Here is a 19,999-nt window from a genome sequence, read left to right on the forward strand (position 1 = left end):
TGGCCTCCAAAGCCACTTTCGCCTTGAACTCTGCCGAATAGCGTTTCCGTTTGGTCATTTCTGTGCGTTCTTCCTCAGGCGCTACAGCTTAGCACCTGGTCCGAAATCCCGCGACCACCTCTTACGGCCTCAAACGATGGGTGGGCCTGACCCGGTTCCTTGACGACGGTTGCATCGAGATGGATACAAATGCAGTCGAGAACGCAATCCGCCCGATCCCTCTGACAAGGAAGAATGCACTCTTTGCGGGAAACGACGACGGGGCGGTCACATGGGCACGCATGGCATCGCTGATCGGCACCTGCAAACTGAACGGCATCAACCCGCAGGCCTATCTGGAACGCGTGCTGGACAAGATATTGAACGGACATATGCAGGACGAGATCAAAAGCCTGATGCCATGGAACTTCAAGCCGAACGGGTCAAAGTACTCATGAGTAAGATTAAGGACCTCGAGCGCAGCATCGAGGTGATTGCGGGCCAGATCACGGCTCAGCAGATGATCATGGAGGGCGTCATCGTCGAAGCCCTCCGCAAGAAAGCCATCGACGAAGCGCAAATCATGGCGCTGCTGACCCAGGGCATGGACGTCTTCGAGAGCAACAAGAACATGACCAAGAGCGAGACCTTCGGCGCGCTCGGCGCCCTGACAAGCGTTGCTGACACAATCAAACACATGAAAGACGCGAAACTCATCGGCTGATGCACCAACGACAACCCAAGTATCGTCAAGACACAACTCGAAGGGTGGTCAGCCGGCGCTTACGATACAGACAGACTGTGACAGCAGCAGATGCCCTGCAGCGTACTACGCTATTAACGCCCTACAGCGTGTTCCATCCGCATGGGTCACGGTTTTATGGAAAAGGCGAAACTGATGTAGTTTCGGCATATGAAAACCTAGATGCCGTTCATGCGTTCTATTTTAAGTCAAAATGCGCCTTGTAGCGATCAATTGCAGTGAAATCGACTTTTTGAATTCCGCTATCCTGCATCAGACAAGAATCTTCCTGTGCAGGAGCATCGCATGGCGCCTTTCGCCTTTTCCGCCTTCACTCATGACGCAAAATTCCGCGACGAACGCGCGCTTTTGGCTGAACTGATCAGCCGTGCCGGCCTGTCAGAGGCGCAGCGCAGCCAGATTTCGGCGCGGGCGGCTGTGTTGGTGGATCGCATTCGCAAAGAGGCGCGGCCTACGTTGATGGAGCATTTCCTTGCGGAATATGGCCTCTCGACCCGTGAAGGGGTGGCGCTGATGTGTCTGGCCGAGGCAATGCTGCGTGTGCCGGACTCGATCACCATTGATGCTCTGATTGAGGACAAGATTGCCCCCAGTGAATGGGGCAAACACCTTGGGACGGCCTCGTCGACGCTGGTGAATGCGTCGACTTGGGCGCTGATGCTGACAGGCCGCGTTCTGGATGATGAAAAGCCGGGCATGGCGGGCGTTCTGCGCGGTGCCATCAAGCGGGTTGGGGAACCGGTCATCCGTACTGCCGTTGGCCGCGCGATGAAGGAAATGGGCCGCCAGTTCGTTCTGGGCGAAACCATTCAGAAGGCGCTGGAGCGTGCCTCCAAGATGGAGGCAAAGGGCTACACCTACAGCTATGATATGCTGGGTGAGGCCGCGATGACGGCCGCTGACGCGCAGCGCTACGCAAAGTCCTATGGTCAAGCGATCGACGGGATTGCTGCGGCGTGCACCAAGGGATCAGTTCAGGAAAACCCTGGCATTTCTATCAAACTGTCGGCGCTGCATCCTCGATATGAAGTCGCACAGGAAGCCCGTGTGATGGAGGAACTGGTTCCTGTCGTGCTGGATCTGGCCCGCAAGGCCAAGGCGGCGGGCATGGGCCTGAATGTGGACGCCGAAGAGCAGAACCGCCTGGTCTTGTCCCTTAAGGTCATTGAAGCCGTGCTAAGCAGCCCCGACCTTGCCGGTTGGGACGGCTTTGGTGTGGTTGTGCAGGCCTATGGCAAGCGGGCAGGGCTGACGCTGGATTGGCTGTACAAGCTGGCTTCGAAGCTGGATCGCCGCATCATGGTGCGCTTGGTGAAAGGTGCCTATTGGGACACCGAGATGAAGCTGGCGCAGGTTGAGGGTCTGGATGGCTTTACCCTGTTCACCAACAAGGCTGCGACGGACGTTAGCTATATCTGTAACGCCAAAAAGCTGTTCGGCTATGCGGACCGTATCTACCCCCAATTCGCGACCCACAACGCTCATACGGTTGCTGCGATCCTAGAGATGGCCGAAGGCCGTCCCTTTGAATTCCAGCGCCTTCATGGGATGGGCGAGCGTCTGCATGAGATTGTCTTGAAGGACACCAAAGGCCGCTGCCGCATCTATGCGCCGGTCGGGGCGCATCGCGATCTTCTGGCCTATCTGGTCCGTCGTTTGCTTGAGAATGGCGCGAACTCGTCCTTTGTGCATCAGATCGTGGATGAGGATGTCCGCCCTGAAGAGATCGCCGCTGATCCCTTTAAGGCAGTCGAAACGGCCACCGCGCCCGCGGGGCTGCTGGCTCCGAAAGATCTGTTTGGTGCAGAGCGTGTGAATGCCCGTGGTTTTGATCTGACCGATGAAGAGATGCTGGCCCAGATCGATGCGGTGCGCGATGTGACCTTGCCCGATGCTGCGCCTTTGACGGTCGCCAGCCCCGCTGGTCAGCACCGCCCTGTGGTGAACCCTGCCACCGGTGAAGTGATCGCCCATGTGACCGAAGCGGACGCGGAAACCGTTGCAGCGGCCATCACCAACGCCGCCCCTTGGACCGCCCCCGTTGCCACCCGCGCCGACGTGCTGCGCAAGGCGGCTGACCTTTATGAGGCGAACTTTGGCCTGATCTTTGCGGCGCTGGCGAAAGAGGCGGGCAAGACTTTGCCCGACGCTGTGGGCGAACTGCGCGAGGCAGTCGATTTCCTTCGCTACTACGCGTTAGAGGCGGAAAAATCGGATATGGCTCCGCGTGGCGTATTCACGGCGATCTCGCCTTGGAACTTCCCGCTGGCGATTTTCACTGGCCAGATTGCGGCGGGCCTTGCCACCGGAAACGCGGTTCTGGCCAAACCGGCCGAGCAAACCCCGCTGATCGCTGCCATCGCTGTGCGCCTTCTGCATGAGGCCGGCGTGCCCACTCATGCCCTGCAACTGCTGCCGGGCGAAGGGGCGACGGTTGGTGCAGACCTGACCTCGGACGCACGGGTGTCGGGAGTGGTCTTTACCGGCAGCACTGACACCGCTCTGCTGATCCGTCGCGCGATGGCTGCGAATATGGTCCCTTCCGCGCCTTTGATTGCGGAAACCGGCGGTCTGAATGCCATGATTGTGGACAGCACGGCTCTGCCCGAACAGGCGGTGCGGGACATTGTTGCCTCGGCCTTCCGTTCGGCGGGGCAGCGATGCTCGGCCCTGCGGTGCCTATATGTGCAAGAGGACGTCGCCCCCCATTTGATTGAAATGATCAAGGGCGCGATGGACCAACTTGTTGTTGCCGACCCATGGCTGCTGTCCACGGACGTTGGCCCTGTGATCGACGAAGAGGCGCAAAGCCAGATCAACGCCTACATCAGCGCCGCGCAGGCCGAAGGCCGTGTGCTGCACCAACGTGCCGCGCCAGAGGTGGGTCATTTCGTGGCTCCGACCCTGATCAAGGTGGATGGCATTCAGACGCTAGAGCGTGAAATCTTTGGCCCCGTCCTGCATGTGGCGACCTTCAAAGGGCGTGACCTTGAAAAGGTGATCGCGGCGGTGAACGCAAAGGGCTATGGGCTGACCTTCGGTCTGCACACCCGCATCGACACCCGCGTGCAAGAAGTTGCGGACGGCATCCATGTGGGCAACCTCTATGTGAACCGCAACCAGATCGGCGCGATCGTCGGCAGCCAGCCGTTTGGCGGCGAAGGGTTGTCTGGCACCGGTCCAAAGGCGGGTGGTCCTCTGTATCTGAAACGTTTCGTCCAGCCGCAGGCTGCTGGCGCCGCTGGCGCGTGGGCGTATGCGGCTGATCTGCCTGCTTTGCAGCAGCAATTGACCGAAGCGCCCCACGGTACTGAGGTGGAACGTCTGGTGCTGCCCGGCCCGACTGGCGAGGCGAATACGCTGACCTTCACCGCACGCGAACCCATCCTCTGCATGGGGCCGGGGCCTGCGGCCGCGCAAGCGCAGGCCGCACAGGTCATGGCTCTGGGTGGCGTGGCAGTTCCGGTGGATGGCGCTGTTGATCCAGAGGCGCTGACCTCGTTGTCAGGTTTCAGCGGTGTGCTTTGGTGGGGGGATGAGGCGACGGCCCGCACCTATGCAGAGGCGCTGGCGCAGCGGACTGGGCCGATCCTGCCCCTGATCACCGACACACCCGATCCGGCCTATGTGCTGCATGAACGGCACTTGTGTATCGACACGACGGCCGCAGGGGGCAACGCTGCCCTGCTGGCCGGTTAACCGAATAACCCCCGACTGCCCCCGCCCTGTGCGGGGGCTTTTTTCGTTCATGGCCTAGCCAAGTGACGGACACAGTCCTTTTAGATCGGGAAAGATGCGATCTGTGTTCTGACCAATCCAGTCGCGCACGGTCTCTGCCGCTGCGGACAGGGGGCGATCAGGACGCGATAGCAGGTACCATTTCCGCGAAATCGGCAGCCCGTCCACATGCAGGCAAACCAAACGGCCTGTGCGCAGTTCATCCGCCACCGTGTGGGCCGAGATCACCGCGACGCCCATCCCGCTCATGACCGCTTGCTTGATGGTTTCGTTCGAATCCATGACCACACGGGCGACCTCTTGGCCGTCGCCGATCTCATCCAGAAAGCGGCTGGCCAGAATGCGGGTGCCAGAGCCTGCCTCGCGCATGACAAACCGTTCTTTCAGCACCGCATCGCGGGGAACATGCGGTAGGCCCGCCAAGGGATGATCGTGGGCGGCGATCAGAACATGGGGGTGATCGGCCAGCGTGATCTCTTCGGTCAAAGGCTCGCGCGGGGGGCGGCCCATGATGCATAGATCGAAGGCGCCCCGTTTCAGGTCCTCGATGGTTTCGCCACGGTTGCCAATGACCAAACTGACCTCGATTCCCGGCATCTCCCGTTGCAGCATTGCGACGATTTTGGGGGCAAAATACTTGCCCGTACTGACCACCCCCAGCACAACGCGGCCAGACTGCCCTTGGTTGAGCGCGACAATCTGATGCACTGCACGGTCGAGCGATGCGGTAATCTCTGCGTAGGCATCGAGTAGCGCCTGCCCTTGCGGAGTTGCAGCATTCCGGTCAGAGCCTTCGCGGGACAAAAGCGAACACCCAACAATTTCCTCAAGCGATTTCAATTGGCTATGTACCGCTGGACCTGTCAGCCCCAGCTGCAATGCGGCCGCAGAAATTGTGTTCTCTGCCGCGACTGCACGTAAGGCGCGTAGCTGCTTCAACGTGATCTGGTTGGCGTAGCGCATTAAATTTTTCTTTCGAACAGATTAAATTTTTCAAATTTTATTATCACTCAGGCTGGGGAATATCAACGGCAAGCAACCGGTTCGGGAAGGGAGGCCCTGATCACATGCTGCCAATGACCCACGCAAGCCGTGCGCCTATTCCGGCCCCCTTGCGCCCCGTAATCAGCGCCCTGTGCGATGTCGCAGCGGGCCTTTCGGACACCATCAGCCGCGGCCCATTAGGTCCGGCGTTGGCCGACAGCGTCGGCAACAACACCGATGGTGACGTGCAAAAGGCACTCGACGTCATGGCGGACGAGGCCTTCGCTGGCGCTCTTAGCGGCACAGGTGTGCGCTGGTACGCATCCGAAGAGCGTGAAGAGGTGATCGAGATCGACGTGAATGGCGCCTTGGCGCTGGCGATTGATCCGCTGGACGGCTCGTCCAATATCGACGCGAATGTTTCGATTGGAACTATTTTTGGCATCCAGCCTGCCACAGATGACGCCGAGGGAACTTTCCTTCGCGATGGCAACAGCTTGCTGGCATCTGGATACTTCATCTACGGCCCCCAGACCGCGCTGGTCGTGACCTTTGGTGACGGTGTGCGCCAGTTCATCTGGGACCGCGAAGCCCGCCAGTTCATTGAGGCCGAGACCGCCCCCTGCATCCCCGATACCTCTAGCGAATTCGCCATCAACGCCTCGAACTATCGCCATTGGCCCAAGCCCGTACGTGCCTACATCGACGATTGTCTGGCCGGTGCCGAAGGCCCGCGCGGCAAGAATTTCAACATGCGTTGGGTTGCGTCCTTGGTAGCGGAAACCCATCGGATCATGTGTCGCGGCGGCATCTTCCTTTACCCCTCGGACGGGCGGAAGGGCTATGAAAGCGGCCGCCTGCGGCTGGTTTATGAATGCGCCCCCATCGCCTTTCTGGTCGAGCAATCTGGCGGCAAGGCCACAACCGGCACTGCCCGCGTGCTGGATCAGGTGCCCGCCCATCTGCACGCCCGCACGCCGCTGATTTTCGGCACCGCCGACAAGGTGGATCGCGTGGCGACCTACTATGACCTGCCCGACACCGAAGTCTCGGCTCTTTTTGGTAACCGCGGCCTGTTTCGCGCCTGAATTCTGACGGAAAATCAATATGTCCAAGAAACATCCCATCATCTCGGTCACCGGCTCTTCCGGCGCAGGCACGACCACCGTCAAAAGCACGTTTGACCAGATTTTCCGCCGTGAAGGCGTGACGCCGGTATCGATTGAGGGCGATGCATTCCACCGCTTTGACCGCGCCGCCATGAAGGCTGAACTGGACCGCCGCACCGCCGAAGGGGATCAGGGGTTCAGCCACTTTTCCTATGATGCAAATGAACTGGAAAAGCTGGAAAGCGTCTTCCGCAGCTACGCCGAGACCGGCAAGGGCGAGACCCGCCATTACGTTCACGACGAAGACGAGGCCGCCCGCCTTGGCAGCGCCCCCGGCACCTTCACCGATTGGAAGCCCTTTGAGGAAAACAGCGACCTGCTGTTCTATGAGGGGCTGCACGGCGCGGTGGTGAATGATCAGGTCAATCTGGCCAAGCTGGCAGATCTCAAGGTGGGCGTTGTGCCTGTCATCAATCTGGAGTGGATCCAGAAGATCCATCGTGACAGTTCAAAGCGCGGTTACACGACCGAGGCCGTCACCGACACCATCCTGCGCCGCATGCACGCCTATGTGCATTGCATCTGCCCGCAATTCTCAGAGACCGACATCAATTTCCAGCGGGTGCCGGTGGTGGATACCTCGAACCCGTTCATCGCACGCTGGATTCCCACGGCGGACGAAAGCCTTGTGGTGATCCGCTTCAAGAACCCCCGTGGCATCGATTTCCCGTACCTCATGTCGATGATCCACGACAGCTGGATGACCCGCGCCAACTCGCTGGTGATCCCCGGCGGCAAGATGGACCTTGCCATGCAGCTGATCTTCACGCCGATGATCCTGCGCCTTGTTCAAGAATCCAAGCGGAGCTGAGGAGGCTGCCATGACTGTGCAAACCCGCGTAACTGTTGACGAAACAACGATGGCCAATGCGATTCGCGTCCTGACGATGGATGCGGTGCAGGCGGCCAACTCGGGGCATCCCGGTGCGCCGATGGGGCTGGCCGATGTGGCCACCGTTCTGTTCAACCGCTTTCTGACTGTGGACCCTAAAGACCACACATGGCCCGACCGCGACCGTTTTGTCATGAGCGCCGGACACGGCTCGATGCTGGTCTATGCGATCAACCATCTGCTGGGATACGACGACATGGACGCGGACCAGCTGCGCAATTTCCGCCAGATGGGCGCACGCACCGCAGGTCACCCCGAATACGGTCACGCCAAAGGGATCGAGACCACAACCGGCCCACTGGGGCAGGGGATTTCGACCGCTGTCGGCATGGCGCTGGCAGAACGGATGCACAACGCCCGCTTCGGCGATGATCTGGTGGACCACTGGACCTATGTGCTGGCCGGTGACGGCTGCCTGATGGAAGGCATCAGCCACGAGGCCATCGATTTGGCAGGTCACCTTGGTCTGGGCCGTCTGATCGTCTTTTGGGACGACAACAAGATCACCATTGATGGCGCGACCGATCTGTCCACCAGTATGGATCAGCGCGCCCGCTTTGAGGCGGCCGGTTGGCACGTGCAGGCCGTGGATGGTCACAACCCCGATGCCATCGCCCGCACGATTGAAAAAGCCCGCGCTGACTTGCGCCCTTCGCTGATCGCCTGCCGTACGACCATCGGCAAAGGCGCCCCCAACAAAGAGGGCAGCCACAAGGTGCACGGTGCGCCATTGGGCGCCGAAGAGATTGAAGCCGCGCGCGCTGCGCTGAACTGGCCCCACGCGCCGTTCGAAGTGCCGCGAGAGGTCAAAAGCGCATGGGGTGGCATCGCTGCCCGTGGCGCCAATGCCCGCGCCGACTGGACCGCCCGCAAGAAAGCCAGCGACAAGCGTGATGTGTTCGAGGCGACCCTTAGCGCCCCCGATGAGGCCGCGCTGGATGCTTGCATCAACGCTTATAAGGCCAAGCTTAGCGCCGATCAGCCCAAAGTCGCGACCCGCAAGGCGTCCGAGATGGCTCTGGAAGTGATCAATGGTGCGCTGCCCAATTCGGTTGGTGGCTCGGCGGATTTGACTGGCTCGAACCTGACCCGCACCAGCCAGATGCGCAGTGTCACCCGCGACGATTACAGCGGCGACTACATCCACTATGGCATCCGCGAACATGCTATGGCGGCGGCGATGAACGGCATCGCGCTGCACGGCGGGTTCTTTACCTACGGCGGTACGTTCTTGGCCTTCGCGGACTATTGCCGCCCCTCGATCCGCCTGTCGGCGCTGATGGGTGTGCCGGTGTCCTACGTGATGACCCACGACAGCATCGGTCTGGGTGAAGATGGCCCGACCCACCAGCCGGTGGAGACCATCGCCTCGCTTCGGGCCATGCCGAACCTGACGGTCTTCCGCCCCTGTGACGCGGTAGAAACCGCCGAGGCATGGCAGCTGGCCGCGACATCGAAAGCGACGCCGACCTTGCATTGCCTGTCTCGCCAGAACCTGCCGGTGCTGCGGACCCGCCATTCGGACAGCAACCTGACCGCCAAGGGCGCATATGTTCTGCGTGCGCCGGAAGGGGAACGGGATGTGACCTTGATCGCCACCGGATCAGAGGTCGAGATCGCGATGGAGGCTGCAGACCTCTTGGCGAACGAAGGCATTAACGCCGCCGTGGTCTCGGCCCCCAGCTTTGAGCTGTTTGCGCAGCAGCCCACCGAATACCGCGCCGCCGTTCGTGGCTCTGTCCCCCGCGTGGGTGTCGAGGCCGCCATCCGTCAGGGGTGGGAGCTGTTCCTAGAGCGCAACGACGGCTTTGTCGGCATGACCGGCTTCGGGGCCAGCGCCCCTGCGGATGAATTGTACCGCCACTTCAATATCACTGCCGGCGCGGTTGCCGCATCGGCTAAACGACTGATCAACAAGGGATAACCAGTGCCATGACAACCAAGGTTGCCATCAACGGCTTCGGCCGTATCGGGAGAAATGTGCTTCGCGCTATCGCAGAGTCCGGCCGCAACGACATCGAAGTGGTTGCGATCAACGATCTGGGCCCCGTTGAGACCAACGCCCATCTGCTGCGCTTTGACAGTGTGCATGGCCGCTACCCCGGCGACGTGCGCGTGAACGGCAATGCCATCGATATCGGTCGCGGCCCTATCGAGGTCACCGCCATCCGCGATCCCAAAGACCTACCGTGGGACGGCGTTGATATCGCGCTGGAATGCACCGGTATCTTCACTGCCCGCGAAAAGGCCGCGCTGCATTTGGAAAACGGGTCCAAGCGGGTACTGGTTTCGGCCCCCGCGACGGGCGTGGATCGGACCGTGGTCTTTGGTGTGAACCACCGCGATCTGACTGGAAGCGACATCATCGTGTCGAACGCATCCTGCACCACAAACTGCCTGTCGCCTGTCGCCAAGGTTCTGAATGAGGCCATCGGGATCGAAAAAGGCTTTATGACCACGATCCACAGCTACACCGGCGATCAGCCGACGCTGGATACCATGCATTCGGACCGTTATCGCGCCCGTGCGGCGGCTCTGTCGATGATCCCCACCTCGACCGGCGCGGCAAAGGCTGTGGGTCTGGTGCTGCCGGAACTGAACGGCAAGCTGGATGGTGTGGCGATCCGTGTGCCGACCCCGAACGTCTCGGTCGTGGACCTGACCTTCATGGCTGCCCGCGACACCACTGTCGAAGAGATCAACGAGGCCATCCGCACCGCTGCCAACGGCGATCTGAAGGGCGTGCTGGGGTTCACCGATGCGCCGAACGTGTCGATGGACTTTAACCACGATCCCCACTCGTCGATCTTCCACATGGACCAGACCAAGGTCATGGAAGGCCGCATGTGCCGCATCCTAAGCTGGTACGACAACGAATGGGGCTTCTCGAACCGCATGGCGGACACTGCCGTCGCGATGGGGAGGCTGATCTGATGACACTGCCCTCGATCATGGATGCCGAGGTGAAAGGCCGCCGCATTCTGGTCCGTGCGGATCTGAATGTTCCGGTGGATGGCGATCGGGTCACCGATGCCACTCGCATCGCCCGCTTTGCCGAAGGGATGAAGCCCCTGCTGGAAAAAGGCGCCCGTCTGGTGATCCTGACCCACTTTGGCCGCCCCAAAAGCAACGAGATGAACCCCGCCTATTCCGTGGACAAACTGCGTCCTGCCCTGTCGGCGGCCTTGGGGGTTCCGGTCAAATTCTCGGACGTCTGCGCCGAGGATTCAGCGGTGATCCTCAGCCGTAGCCTGAAAGACGGCGAGGTCCTGCTGTGCGAGAACCTGCGCTATAATCCTGGCGAGACGGCGAATGACCCCGCCTTTGCCGCTGCGCTGGCCAAGATGGGCGATGTCTATGTGAATGACGCGTTCAGCTGTGCGCACCGTGCGCATGCCTCGACCGTTGGTCTGGCGCAGATGCTGCCCGCCTATGCAGGCCCTCTTTTGCTAGAGGAAATGCAGGCTCTGACGACGGCGCTGGAGAACCCCGCGAAACCGGCGGTGGCGATCGTCGGTGGCGCGAAGGTCTCCAGCAAGATTGCGGTCCTTAAGAACCTTGTGACCAAGCTGGACCACGTGATCATCGGCGGCGGGATGGCGAACACCTTCCTCTTTGCCGATGGCGCACCCATGGGCCGCTCACTGCATGAGGCCGATCAGGTGGAAACCGTGGCCCAGATCCGCAAGCTGGCCGCCAAATCGGGCTGCCAGATCCACCTGCCCACGGATGTTGTGGTGGCGACCGAGTTCAAAGCCGGTGCCGAAAACCGTGTGGTCGGGGCCAAGGAATGTCTTGGTGGATCAATGATTTTGGATGCCGGTCCCCGCTCTCTTGCCGGTTTCCAACGGGTCCTCAGCGAGTGCCGGACGATCCTCTGGAACGGCCCGCTGGGGGCCTTTGAAATCCCGCCTTTCGACCATGCCACCAATCAACTGGCCCGCAGCGCCGCCGCACTGACGCGGCAGGGACGCGCGGTCAGTGTGGCAGGCGGAGGCGACACGGTGGCCGCCCTGAACGGCGCGGCTGTCGCGAATGAGTTTAGCTACGTCTCCACTGCGGGTGGGGCGTTTCTGGAATGGCTGGAGGGCAAGACCCTTCCCGGTATCGCGGCCCTGCAAGGGGCAGCCAAGGCAGCCTGAGGGGGAGGAGACCAATATGGCACTGATAACCTTGAGACAATTGCTGGATCACGCAGCCGAGCACAGCTACGGCGTTCCGGCTTTCAACATCAACAACATGGAGCAAGGGCTGGCGATCATGAAGGCTGCCGAGGCAACTGGCGCGCCGGTGATCCTTCAGGCCAGCCGTGGCGCACGGTCCTACGCGGGCGACATCATGCTGCGACACATGGTGACGGCACTGGCCGAGATGTACCCCGACAACCACGTCGTGCTGCATCAGGACCACGGCAACAATGACGCCACCTGCCTTTCCGCGATCCGTCACGGCTTTACCTCGGTGATGATGGACGGCTCATTGCATGAGGACATGAAGACCCCCGCCGACTTTGACTACAACGTCGAGATCACCGCACGCGTCACAAAGGCGGCCCATGCGGTGGGGGCCTCGGTCGAGGGCGAGTTGGGCGTCCTTGGCAGTCTGGAGACTGGCGAGGCCGGTGAGGAAGATGGCTCGGGCGCGGTGGGTAAACTGTCCCACGACCAGCTGCTGACCGATCCGGATCAAGCGGTGGATTTCGTAATGGCGACCCGTTGCGATGCGCTGGCGATTGCCTGCGGCACCTCGCACGGGGCCTATAAATTCAGCCGCAAACCCGATGGCGATATCCTGTCGATGGAGACCATCAAGCGCATCCACGAAAAGCTGCCCAACACCCATCTGGTGATGCACGGGTCCAGTTCGGTTCCGCAGGAGTTGCAGGACCTGATCAATGCCCACGGCGGTGACATGCCCCAGACCTACGGCGTGCCGGTCGAAGAGATCGAGCGCGGCATCAAGATGGGCGTGCGCAAGGTCAACATCGACACCGACTGCCGCATGGCCATGACCGGTCAGTTCCGCAAGATCGCCACCGAAAAGCCCAGCGAATTCGATCCCCGTAAATTCCTGATCCCCGCGATGAAGGAACTGGAAGACCTGTGCCGCGACCGCTTCGAGCGTTTCGGCACCGCTGGCCAGTCCGCGAAGATCAAGCCGCTTTCCATGGATGAAATGGCCCGCCGCTATGCCAGCGGCGCGCTGGACCCCCAAATCGCTGCCGCCCGCGCAGCCTGAGTCAGACAGAGGAGGCCTGACCCATGAACGACATGAGCAACCCTACCGAGATCAAGGACAAGAAAAAGCGCTACGCCGCTGGTGTTCTGAAATACGCCCAGATGGGCTACTGGGATGGCGACTACCAGCCCAAGGACACTGATATCCTTGCCCTGTTCCGCATCACCCCGCAGGAAGGCGTGGACCCTATCGAGGCAGCGGCCGCTGTGGCAGGCGAATCTTCGACCGCCACATGGACTGTGGTCTGGACCGACCGTCTGACCGCTGCCGACCAGTACCGTGCCAAGGCCTACCGCGTTGATCCGGTCCCCGGCCAGCCCGGCCAGTACTTTGCCTATGTGGCCTATGACCTGATCCTGTTCGAAGAGGGCTCGATCGCGAACCTGACGGCCTCGATCATCGGCAACGTGTTCAGCTTCAAACCGCTGATGGCCGCGCGTCTGGAAGACATGCGCTTTCCTGTGGCCTACGTCAAAACCTTCAAAGGCCCGCCCACCGGTCTGGTGGTCGAGCGCGAGCGTCTGGACAAGTTCGGCAAGCCCCTTCTGGGCGCAACCACCAAGCCCAAGCTGGGTCTGTCGGGCAAGAACTATGGCCGCGTGGTCTATGAGGGCCTGAAGGGTGGTCTGGACTTCATGAAGGACGACGAGAACATCAACAGTCAGCCCTTCATGCACTGGCGTGACCGCTTCCTGTACTGCATGGAGGCGGTGAACAAGGCGACTGCCGAAACCGGCGAAGTGAAGGGCCACTACCTGAACATCACTGCGGGCACCATGGAAGAGATGTACGCCCGCGCCGAGTTCGCCAAGCAGCTTGGCTCGGTCATCGTGATGGTGGACCTGATTGTTGGCTGGACCGCGATCCAGTCGATCAGCGAATGGTGCCGCCGCAACGACATGATCCTGCACATGCACCGCGCAGGTCATGGCACCTATACCCGCCAGAAAAACCACGGCATCAGCTTCCGCGTGATCGCCAAGTGGCTGCGTCTGGCTGGCGTCGACCACCTGCACTGCGGTACTGCCGTGGGTAAGCTGGAAGGCGATCCCATGACCGTTCAGGGCTATTACAACGTTTGCCGCGAAACACGGAACGAAGTGGATCTGCAGCGCGGTATCTTCTTCGAGCAGGAGTGGGGCGACATCAAGAAAGTGATGCCTGTGGCCTCGGGCGGTATTCACGCGGGCCAGATGCACCAGCTGATCGAGCTGTTCGGCGACGATGTGGTTCTGCAGTTCGGCGGCGGCACCATCGGTCACCCGATGGGCATTCAGGCCGGCGCAACCGCAAACCGTGTGGCGCTGGAGGCGATGATCCTTGCCCGCAACGAAGGCCGCGAGATCGGTCGCGAAGGTCCTGAAATCCTGCGCGAAGCGGCCAAGTGGTGCAAGCCGCTGGAAGCGGCGCTGGATACCTGGGGGAACATCACCTTCAACTACACCTCGACGGATACCTCGGACTTTGTGCCGACGGCGATGCCCGCGATGTAAGCGGTTTTGCCACACGCGATTTGCTTTGCGTGTGGCGCCATCACCAGATTTCAGGAGAGACAATCATGCGTATGACACAAGGCTGCTTCAGCTTTCTTCCCGATCTGACCGACGAGCAGATCAACAAGCAAGTCGAGTATATTCTGGGCCGTGAATGGGCGGTGAGCCTAGAGTACACCAACGATCCGCACCCCCGTAACACCTATTGGGAGATGTGGGGGCACCCCATGTTCGATTTGCTTGACGCCAAAGGCGTGATGATGGAGTTGGACGAGTGCCGGAAGGCTAACCCGGATGCCTACATCCGCATTCAGGCCTTCGACAACACCCGTGGCTTCGAGACCGTGATGATGAGCTTTATCGTCAATCGCCCTGCGGATGAACCTTCGTTCCATATGACGCGGACCGACGTGGACGGCCGTTCGCAACGCTATAGCTGGGATGCGCGGCGCTAAGGTGATCGGCGCTTGCGCCGATCCGAGAGGCCGGGGGCGCTGCCCCCGGACCCCCGAGGTATTTTTACCAAGATGAAAGCAGGGAGTAGGAAGATGGCCGACGATGTGGTGCAGACCGTAGATCTGGCGGCGGAGTATGAGGCCTCGGGCGTGCGGGAGGTTCTGGAGGAACTGGACCGCGAGTTGATCGGCCTTGCGCCCGTCAAGCAGCGTATTCGCGAGACGGCGGCTTTGCTTTTGGTGGATAAGGCGCGGCGGGATTTGGGGCTCTCGATCGAGACGCCGACCCTGCATATGTCGTTTACCGGCAATCCCGGTACCGGCAAGACGACTGTGGCGCGAATGATGGCTGGGTTGCTGCACCGGCTTGGCTATGTGCGCAAAGGGCATCTGGTGTCGGTGACGCGGGATGATCTGGTGGGGCAGTACATTGGCCATACGGCACCCAAGACCAAAGAGGTCTTGAAGCGCGCCATGGGCGGGGTGCTGTTCATCGATGAGGCTTACTATCTGTATAAGCCCGACAACGAGCGCGATTACGGACAGGAAGCCATCGAGATCCTGTTGCAGGTCATGGAGAACAACCGCGACGATCTGGTGGTGATCATGGCCGGTTACGCGGACCGGATGGACAAGTTTTTCAGCGCCAATCCGGGCTTTCGGTCGCGCATCGCCCATCACATTGATTTTCCTGATTACTCGGATGACGAATTGCTGCGGATTTCCCAGTCTATGCTGGAAAGCCAGAGCTATGTGTTTGATCCCGAGGCCGAGGCGGCCATGGCGGATTATATTGCGCTACGCCGGATGCAGCCTCATTTTGCCAACGCGCGGTCGATCCGGAATGCGCTGGACCGTGCGCGGTTGCGGCAGGCGAACCGGCTGTTTTCCGAGGCCAAAGGCCCGTTGGATGCGGTGGCCTTGTCCACCATCACAGCAGCGGATTTGCGGGCCAGCCGTGTGTTCCAAGGGGGCCTTGATGTGGACCGGATGCGGGAGGCAGCGGAATGAGTTTTGATCGCGGCGTGAAGATTGCTCCGTCCATTCTATCGGCGGATTTTGCGAATTTCGGTCAGGAGATACGGGCCATCGAGGCGCAAGGGGCCGATTGGGTTCATGTGGATGTGATGGACGGGCATTTCGTGCCCAACTTGACCTTTGGCCCGCCAGCGGTGAAGGCGTTCCGGCCCCATGTGAAGACGGTTATGGATGTGCATCTGATGATCGCGCCGGTGGACCCTTATATTGACGCTTATGCGGATGCGGGGGCCGATGTGCTGACCGCGCATCTTGAGGCGGGGCCGCATATTCACCGCACCTTGCAGGCCATACGCGGGGCGGGAATGAAGGCTGGTCTTGCTTTGAACCCCGCAACCCCTGCCGAAGCGGTGGCCCATCTGCTGGACTTGACCGATCTGATCTGCGTGATGACCGTGAACCCCGGTTTCGGCGGGCAGAAGTTCATCGATATGACCGCCAAAATCCGCGCTTTGCGGGCAATGATTGGGGATCGGCCCATCCACATTCAGGTGGATGGTGGCGTTGATCCCACCACTGCGCCTTTGGTCGCTGCGGCGGGCGCTGATGTGCTGGTGGCGGGAAGTGCGGTGTTCAGGGGCGGATCGGTGGACAGCCCAGAGGTTTATGGCGCTAATATCGCGGCAATCCGCAACGCCTGTTCCTGAAGGAGACCTTAGATGCCTGTCACTCCCCCTATCTGCGATTTCGGCTGGCCCGCGCCTGCGTTCTCATTGCCTGCGATTGATGGGCGCAAGGTGAGCCTGTGCGATGTGAAGGGCGAAAAAGGCACGCTGGTCATGTTCATCTGCAACCACTGCCCCTACGTGCTGGCGGTGATGGACCGGATCATTCGGGACGCGAAAGAGTTGCAAACGCTGGGGGTTGGTGTGGTGGCGATCAGCGCAAATGATGCCACGGCCTATCCGGCAGACAGCTTTGAAAACATGCAGAAAATGGCGGAGGAGCGTCAGTTTCCTTTCCCCTATCTGTATGATGAGAGCCAAGAGGTGGCCCGCGCCTATGATGCGGCCTGTACGCCGGATTTCTTCGGCTTTGATGCGCAGGGCGGGCTGCAATATCGCGGGCGGCTGGATGCCTCGACCAAACAGGCGGGGCCGGATGATCTGCGCCGCGATCTTTTTGAGGCGATGAAACAAGTGGCTCTGACGGGGAAAGGCCCGCAGGAGCAGATCCCCTCGATGGGGTGTTCGATCAAGTGGAAGGAGAGTTGATGGCGCGGATAGTTTTCGACCTTGATGGGACGCTGATCGACAGTGCGCCCGATATCCACGGGATCGCCAATGCGCTGCTGACCGCCGATGGCTATGACCCGATCACGCTGGAACAGGCGCGGGATTTCATCGGCAATGGCGCGGCTGTGTTCGTACAGCGGATGCGGGCGGCGCGTGGCATTCCTGACAGTCGGCAAGAGCGGATGCTGATGGATTTCGTGGCCAACTACGATCGCGCTGTGACCCTGACCCGTCCCTATGCGGGGGTCGAGGCAGCGCTGCGGACCCTGCGCGGGCAGGGGCATCGCTTGGGGATTTGCACGAACAAGCCGCTGCGGGCGACGAAGGCGGTGTTGGATCACCTCGGATTGTCGCCGTATTTCGAGACCGTCTGGGGCGGGGACAGCCTGCCGGTGCATAAGCCTGACCCCTCGCCACTGGATGCGGCCTTCCGCAAGCTGGGGGAGGGGCCAGAGATTTATGTGGGCGACAGCGAAGTGGATGCCGAAACCGCGCAGCGGGCGATGGTGCCGTTTTTGCTGTTCACCGAAGGCTATCGCAAAACGTCCCTGTCGATGATCCCGCATACAGCCACTTTTAGCGCCTTTGACGGGTTGCCCGATCTGGTCAGTTCACTGCTGGCCGAGGCCGCCTAGGCCCCCGACGTGGGCGCTGTGATCCGTGCCAGCCAGTCGCGGAAGGCGACCAGCGGCGGATAGCTGTCCCGCGCATAGGGCCAGCACAGGTAATAGGCCGCATCGCTGCGCATCCCTTCGGGGCGGGCGCGGACCAATGTGCCTGCGTCCAGTTCATTCTTGATCAGGAATTCCGGCAGCAGGGCTATGCCGATGCCTGCCATCGCGGCTTGGGCGGCGGTGGCGAACTGGTCAAACAGCATCCCGTGGACTGCGCCGCAAGCAATGCCTGCGTGGTCAAAATACCGCTCCCATGCGTCGGGGCGGCTGGTCAGGTGCAGAAGGGGCGCGGCCATCAGGTCTTCGTCGCTTTGGATGTTCAGCCGCTCTAGCAGTTCTGGCGAGCAAGCGGGCACCACGGTTTCCCCCATCAGGTACAGAAAATCGCAACCGGTCCAGTCCGGTTTGCCGAAATGGATTGCGGCGTCCACGGCCTCGGACCCGAAATCGAAGCGCTGGATTTTGGTGACCAGATTGATGGTGATTCCCGGCGTCTGTTGCAGAAAATCAGGCAGGCGCGGGGCCAGCCAGCGGGTGCCGAAGGTGGGCAGGATCGCCAGAGACAGGGTGCCGCCCGTGGGATTTGCCCGCAAATTCATCGATGCGGCCGAGATTTTTTGCAGCGCCTCGCGGATGTCGCGTGCATAGCGCTCTCCCCCTGCGGTCAGGCGGATGGTCTGGCGTTCGCGGTGGAAGAGGTCCGTTCCAAGCTGCTCTTCCAACGCCTTGATCTGCCGAGAGACCGCCGATTGGGTCAAAGAAAGCTCATGGGCCGCAGCAGTGACGCTTTGGGTGCGGGCTGCGGCCTCGAATGCCTGCAAAAGCGACAAAGAAGGCAGGAAACGGCGGGGTGTGCGCATCGGGAAAACTCATTCGTCAGTCGTATGACACTAGCGCGGAGCAGGGCCAAAGGCGAGGGTCAGGGCTATGTTTTGACGTGGCGCTCTGGCGGGGTCATGCGAAAAGAGAATGACCTTGGCATGATTTGGCAATGGCTTTGCGGCGCGGATGGCGCTCATGCTTTGGGAAAGACTGCGCAAGAGAGATTGCCGATGACTGCAAGCACCCTGACTCACGGCCTTTGGGGCCGCAGCGCCCCTGCCGCGCGGGACACCGCGCCTTTGGACGGCGATGTTCAGGCTGATGTGGCCATTATCGGCGCGGGTTACACGGGTTTGTCGGCGGCGCTGCATCTGGCGCAACTGGGCCGTAGCGTGGTGGTGCTTGAGGCGCGGGATATCGGCTTTGGCGGCGCTGGGCGCAACGTGGGGCTGGTGAACGCAGGAATGTGGGTGATGCCCGAGGACCTGCTGACCGCGCTTGGGTCGGACATGGGATCGCGCCTGCTGGATTTCCTTGGCGATGCCCCGCGAGAGGTCTTCGATCTGATTGACCGATACGCCATCCCGTGTGAGGCGCAGCGGACCGGCACCCTGCATTGCGCCGTGGGCCCAAAGGGCTTGGCCGAGGTGCGGGACCGTTGCCGCCAATGGCAGGCCCGTGGCGCAGCAGTTGAGGTTCTGGGCAAGGCCGAGGCAGCACGCAAGATCGGCTCGGATGGTTATGAGGGCGCTTTGTGGGATCATCGGGCGGGAACGATCCAACCGATGGCTTATGCGCGTGGCTTGGCGCGGGCGGCGCTGGCCGAGGGCGCACAGATTTTCACCGCCACGCAGGTTCGGGACGTGCAGCATGTGGGCGATGGCTGGCAGTTGCGCACTGATGGCGGCACCGTGCGGGCGGGCGCTTTGATTGCTGCGGGCGATGCCTATATGGCCCGCGTTTTTCCCGAACTTGCGACGCAGCAGGTTATCCTGCCCTATTTCAACATGGCGACCACGCCGCTGACACCGCAGCAACTGTCCGAAATCCTGCCCGAAAAGCAGGGGGCTTGGGACACGCAAGAGGTGCTGACCTCATTCCGGTTGGATGCGGCGGGGCGGCTGGTTTGGGGCTCGGTCGGGGCCTTGGGGGTTGAGGCTGGCGTGCATCGCGCGTGGGCCCTGAGGGATATGGTGCGCCTTTTCCCGCAGCTTAGGGGCGTGACGTTTGAACATGAATGGTTCGGCCAGATTGGCATGACGGCGAACAACCTGCCGCGCCTGCATGTGCTGGGGCCGAACGGCTTTGCGGTGGCGGGCTACAATGGGCGGGGCATTGCGCCGGGCACTGTGTGTGGCAAAGCGTTGGCCCATCACATCGCGGGCAATCTGCCTTTGGACGAAATCCCCTTGCCGCAGGTCACGGCTCACCCTGCGCCGATGCGCGATATAAAAAGCGCCGCCCTGAGAGTGGGGGCGGCGCTGGTCCATGGGGTGAACGCGGTGCGTCCCCGTTAGGT

The 19,999-nt window shown here is 61.2% G+C and carries 17 protein-coding genes and 1 pseudogene; 16 read left to right on the forward strand and 2 right to left on the reverse strand.

Annotated elements, in window-relative coordinates; all coding sequences use genetic code 11:
• Positions 1–122 precede the first annotated feature (122 nt).
• From CLV74_RS12975 to putA, 3 genes and pseudogenes are all read left to right on the forward strand, one after another.
• A pseudogene (locus CLV74_RS12975) lies at positions 123–437 on the forward strand (transposase domain-containing protein); the annotation flags it as partial.
• Positions 401–703 carry a hypothetical protein gene (locus CLV74_RS12980; protein WP_146134954.1) on the forward strand — a complete coding sequence of 101 codons (303 nt, stop codon included), beginning with the start codon at positions 401–403 and terminating at the stop codon, positions 701–703. The pseudogene CLV74_RS12975 and the gene CLV74_RS12980, both read left to right, overlap by 37 nt.
• A gap of 324 nt (positions 704–1,027) precedes the next feature.
• The gene (gene putA / locus CLV74_RS12985; protein WP_106265456.1) at positions 1,028–4,441 is read left to right on the forward strand and encodes a bifunctional proline dehydrogenase/L-glutamate gamma-semialdehyde dehydrogenase PutA; all 3,414 of its coding nucleotides are present in this window, start codon (positions 1,028–1,030) and stop codon (positions 4,439–4,441) included.
• A 54-nt stretch (positions 4,442–4,495) separates the two neighbouring features.
• Here putA and CLV74_RS12990 read toward each other — a convergent pair whose 3' ends face one another.
• Positions 4,496–5,443, reverse strand: coding sequence for a LysR substrate-binding domain-containing protein (locus CLV74_RS12990; RefSeq protein ID WP_106265459.1), 948 nt, complete (start codon positions 5,441–5,443; stop codon positions 4,496–4,498).
• A 113-nt stretch (positions 5,444–5,556) separates the two neighbouring features.
• Between CLV74_RS12990 and CLV74_RS12995 the strand changes: the two genes are divergently transcribed.
• The 12 genes from CLV74_RS12995 to gph all read left to right on the forward strand — a co-directional run bounded on the left by CLV74_RS12995 (position 5,557) and on the right by gph (position 17,619).
• On the forward strand, positions 5,557–6,552 hold the full coding sequence (locus tag CLV74_RS12995; protein WP_106265832.1) for a class 1 fructose-bisphosphatase: 996 nt from the start codon (positions 5,557–5,559) through the stop codon (positions 6,550–6,552).
• Between the two features lie 19 nt (positions 6,553–6,571).
• On the forward strand, positions 6,572–7,444 hold the full coding sequence (locus CLV74_RS13000; RefSeq protein WP_106265461.1) for a phosphoribulokinase: 873 nt from the start codon (positions 6,572–6,574) through the stop codon (positions 7,442–7,444).
• A 10-nt stretch (positions 7,445–7,454) separates the two neighbouring features.
• Positions 7,455–9,449: a transketolase gene (gene tkt / locus CLV74_RS13005; protein ID WP_106265463.1), complete on the forward strand. Its 1,995-nt coding sequence runs from the start codon at positions 7,455–7,457 to the stop codon at positions 9,447–9,449.
• An 8-nt stretch (positions 9,450–9,457) separates the two neighbouring features.
• Complete coding sequence (gene gap, locus CLV74_RS13010) at positions 9,458–10,459, forward strand: type I glyceraldehyde-3-phosphate dehydrogenase (protein WP_106265465.1); 1,002 nt, start codon at positions 9,458–9,460, stop codon at positions 10,457–10,459.
• The gene (locus CLV74_RS13015; RefSeq protein ID WP_106265467.1) at positions 10,459–11,667 is read left to right on the forward strand and encodes a phosphoglycerate kinase; all 1,209 of its coding nucleotides are present in this window, start codon (positions 10,459–10,461) and stop codon (positions 11,665–11,667) included. The genes gap and CLV74_RS13015 overlap by 1 nt, the downstream gene beginning before the upstream one ends.
• Positions 11,668–11,683: 16 nt before the next feature.
• Positions 11,684–12,763: a class II fructose-bisphosphate aldolase gene (gene fba / locus CLV74_RS13020; protein WP_106265469.1), complete on the forward strand. Its 1,080-nt coding sequence runs from the start codon at positions 11,684–11,686 to the stop codon at positions 12,761–12,763.
• 23 nt (positions 12,764–12,786) lie between these two features.
• A complete protein-coding gene (locus CLV74_RS13025) occupies positions 12,787–14,256 on the forward strand; it encodes a form I ribulose bisphosphate carboxylase large subunit (RefSeq protein WP_170108050.1) in 1,470 nt (489 codons plus the stop codon).
• Between the two features lie 65 nt (positions 14,257–14,321).
• On the forward strand, positions 14,322–14,711 hold the full coding sequence (locus CLV74_RS13030; RefSeq protein WP_106265471.1) for a ribulose bisphosphate carboxylase small subunit: 390 nt from the start codon (positions 14,322–14,324) through the stop codon (positions 14,709–14,711).
• Positions 14,712–14,804: 93 nt separating this feature from the next.
• The gene (gene cbbX, locus CLV74_RS13035) at positions 14,805–15,722 is read left to right on the forward strand and encodes a CbbX protein (RefSeq protein WP_106265474.1); all 918 of its coding nucleotides are present in this window, start codon (positions 14,805–14,807) and stop codon (positions 15,720–15,722) included.
• Positions 15,719–16,396 (forward strand): ribulose-phosphate 3-epimerase, encoded by a 678-nt coding sequence (gene rpe / locus CLV74_RS13040; RefSeq protein WP_106265477.1) that lies wholly within the window; start codon positions 15,719–15,721, stop codon positions 16,394–16,396. Before cbbX ends, rpe begins: the two co-directional genes overlap by 4 nt.
• Positions 16,397–16,408: 12 nt before the next feature.
• Positions 16,409–16,963, forward strand: a complete 555-nt coding sequence (locus CLV74_RS13045; RefSeq protein WP_106265479.1) for a thioredoxin family protein — start codon at positions 16,409–16,411, stop codon at positions 16,961–16,963.
• Positions 16,963–17,619 carry a phosphoglycolate phosphatase gene (gene gph / locus CLV74_RS13050; RefSeq protein ID WP_106265481.1) on the forward strand — a complete coding sequence of 219 codons (657 nt, stop codon included), beginning with the start codon at positions 16,963–16,965 and terminating at the stop codon, positions 17,617–17,619. Before CLV74_RS13045 ends, gph begins: the two co-directional genes overlap by 1 nt.
• On the opposite strand, the gene CLV74_RS13055 is transcribed toward gph, so the two are convergent.
• Positions 17,616–18,518 (reverse strand): LysR family transcriptional regulator, encoded by a 903-nt coding sequence (locus CLV74_RS13055; protein WP_106265484.1) that lies wholly within the window; start codon positions 18,516–18,518, stop codon positions 17,616–17,618. The genes gph and CLV74_RS13055 overlap by 4 nt on opposite strands.
• A 192-nt stretch (positions 18,519–18,710) precedes the next feature.
• On the opposite strand from CLV74_RS13055, the gene CLV74_RS13060 reads away from it, so the two are divergent.
• Positions 18,711–19,997 (forward strand): NAD(P)/FAD-dependent oxidoreductase, encoded by a 1,287-nt coding sequence (locus CLV74_RS13060; protein ID WP_106265486.1) that lies wholly within the window; start codon positions 18,711–18,713, stop codon positions 19,995–19,997.
• The last annotated feature ends 2 nt before the right edge of the window (positions 19,998–19,999 follow it).

Origin of the sequence: Donghicola tyrosinivorans (assembly GCF_003003355.1) — a bacterium.
Taxonomy (GTDB): domain Bacteria; phylum Pseudomonadota; class Alphaproteobacteria; order Rhodobacterales; family Rhodobacteraceae; genus Donghicola; species Donghicola tyrosinivorans.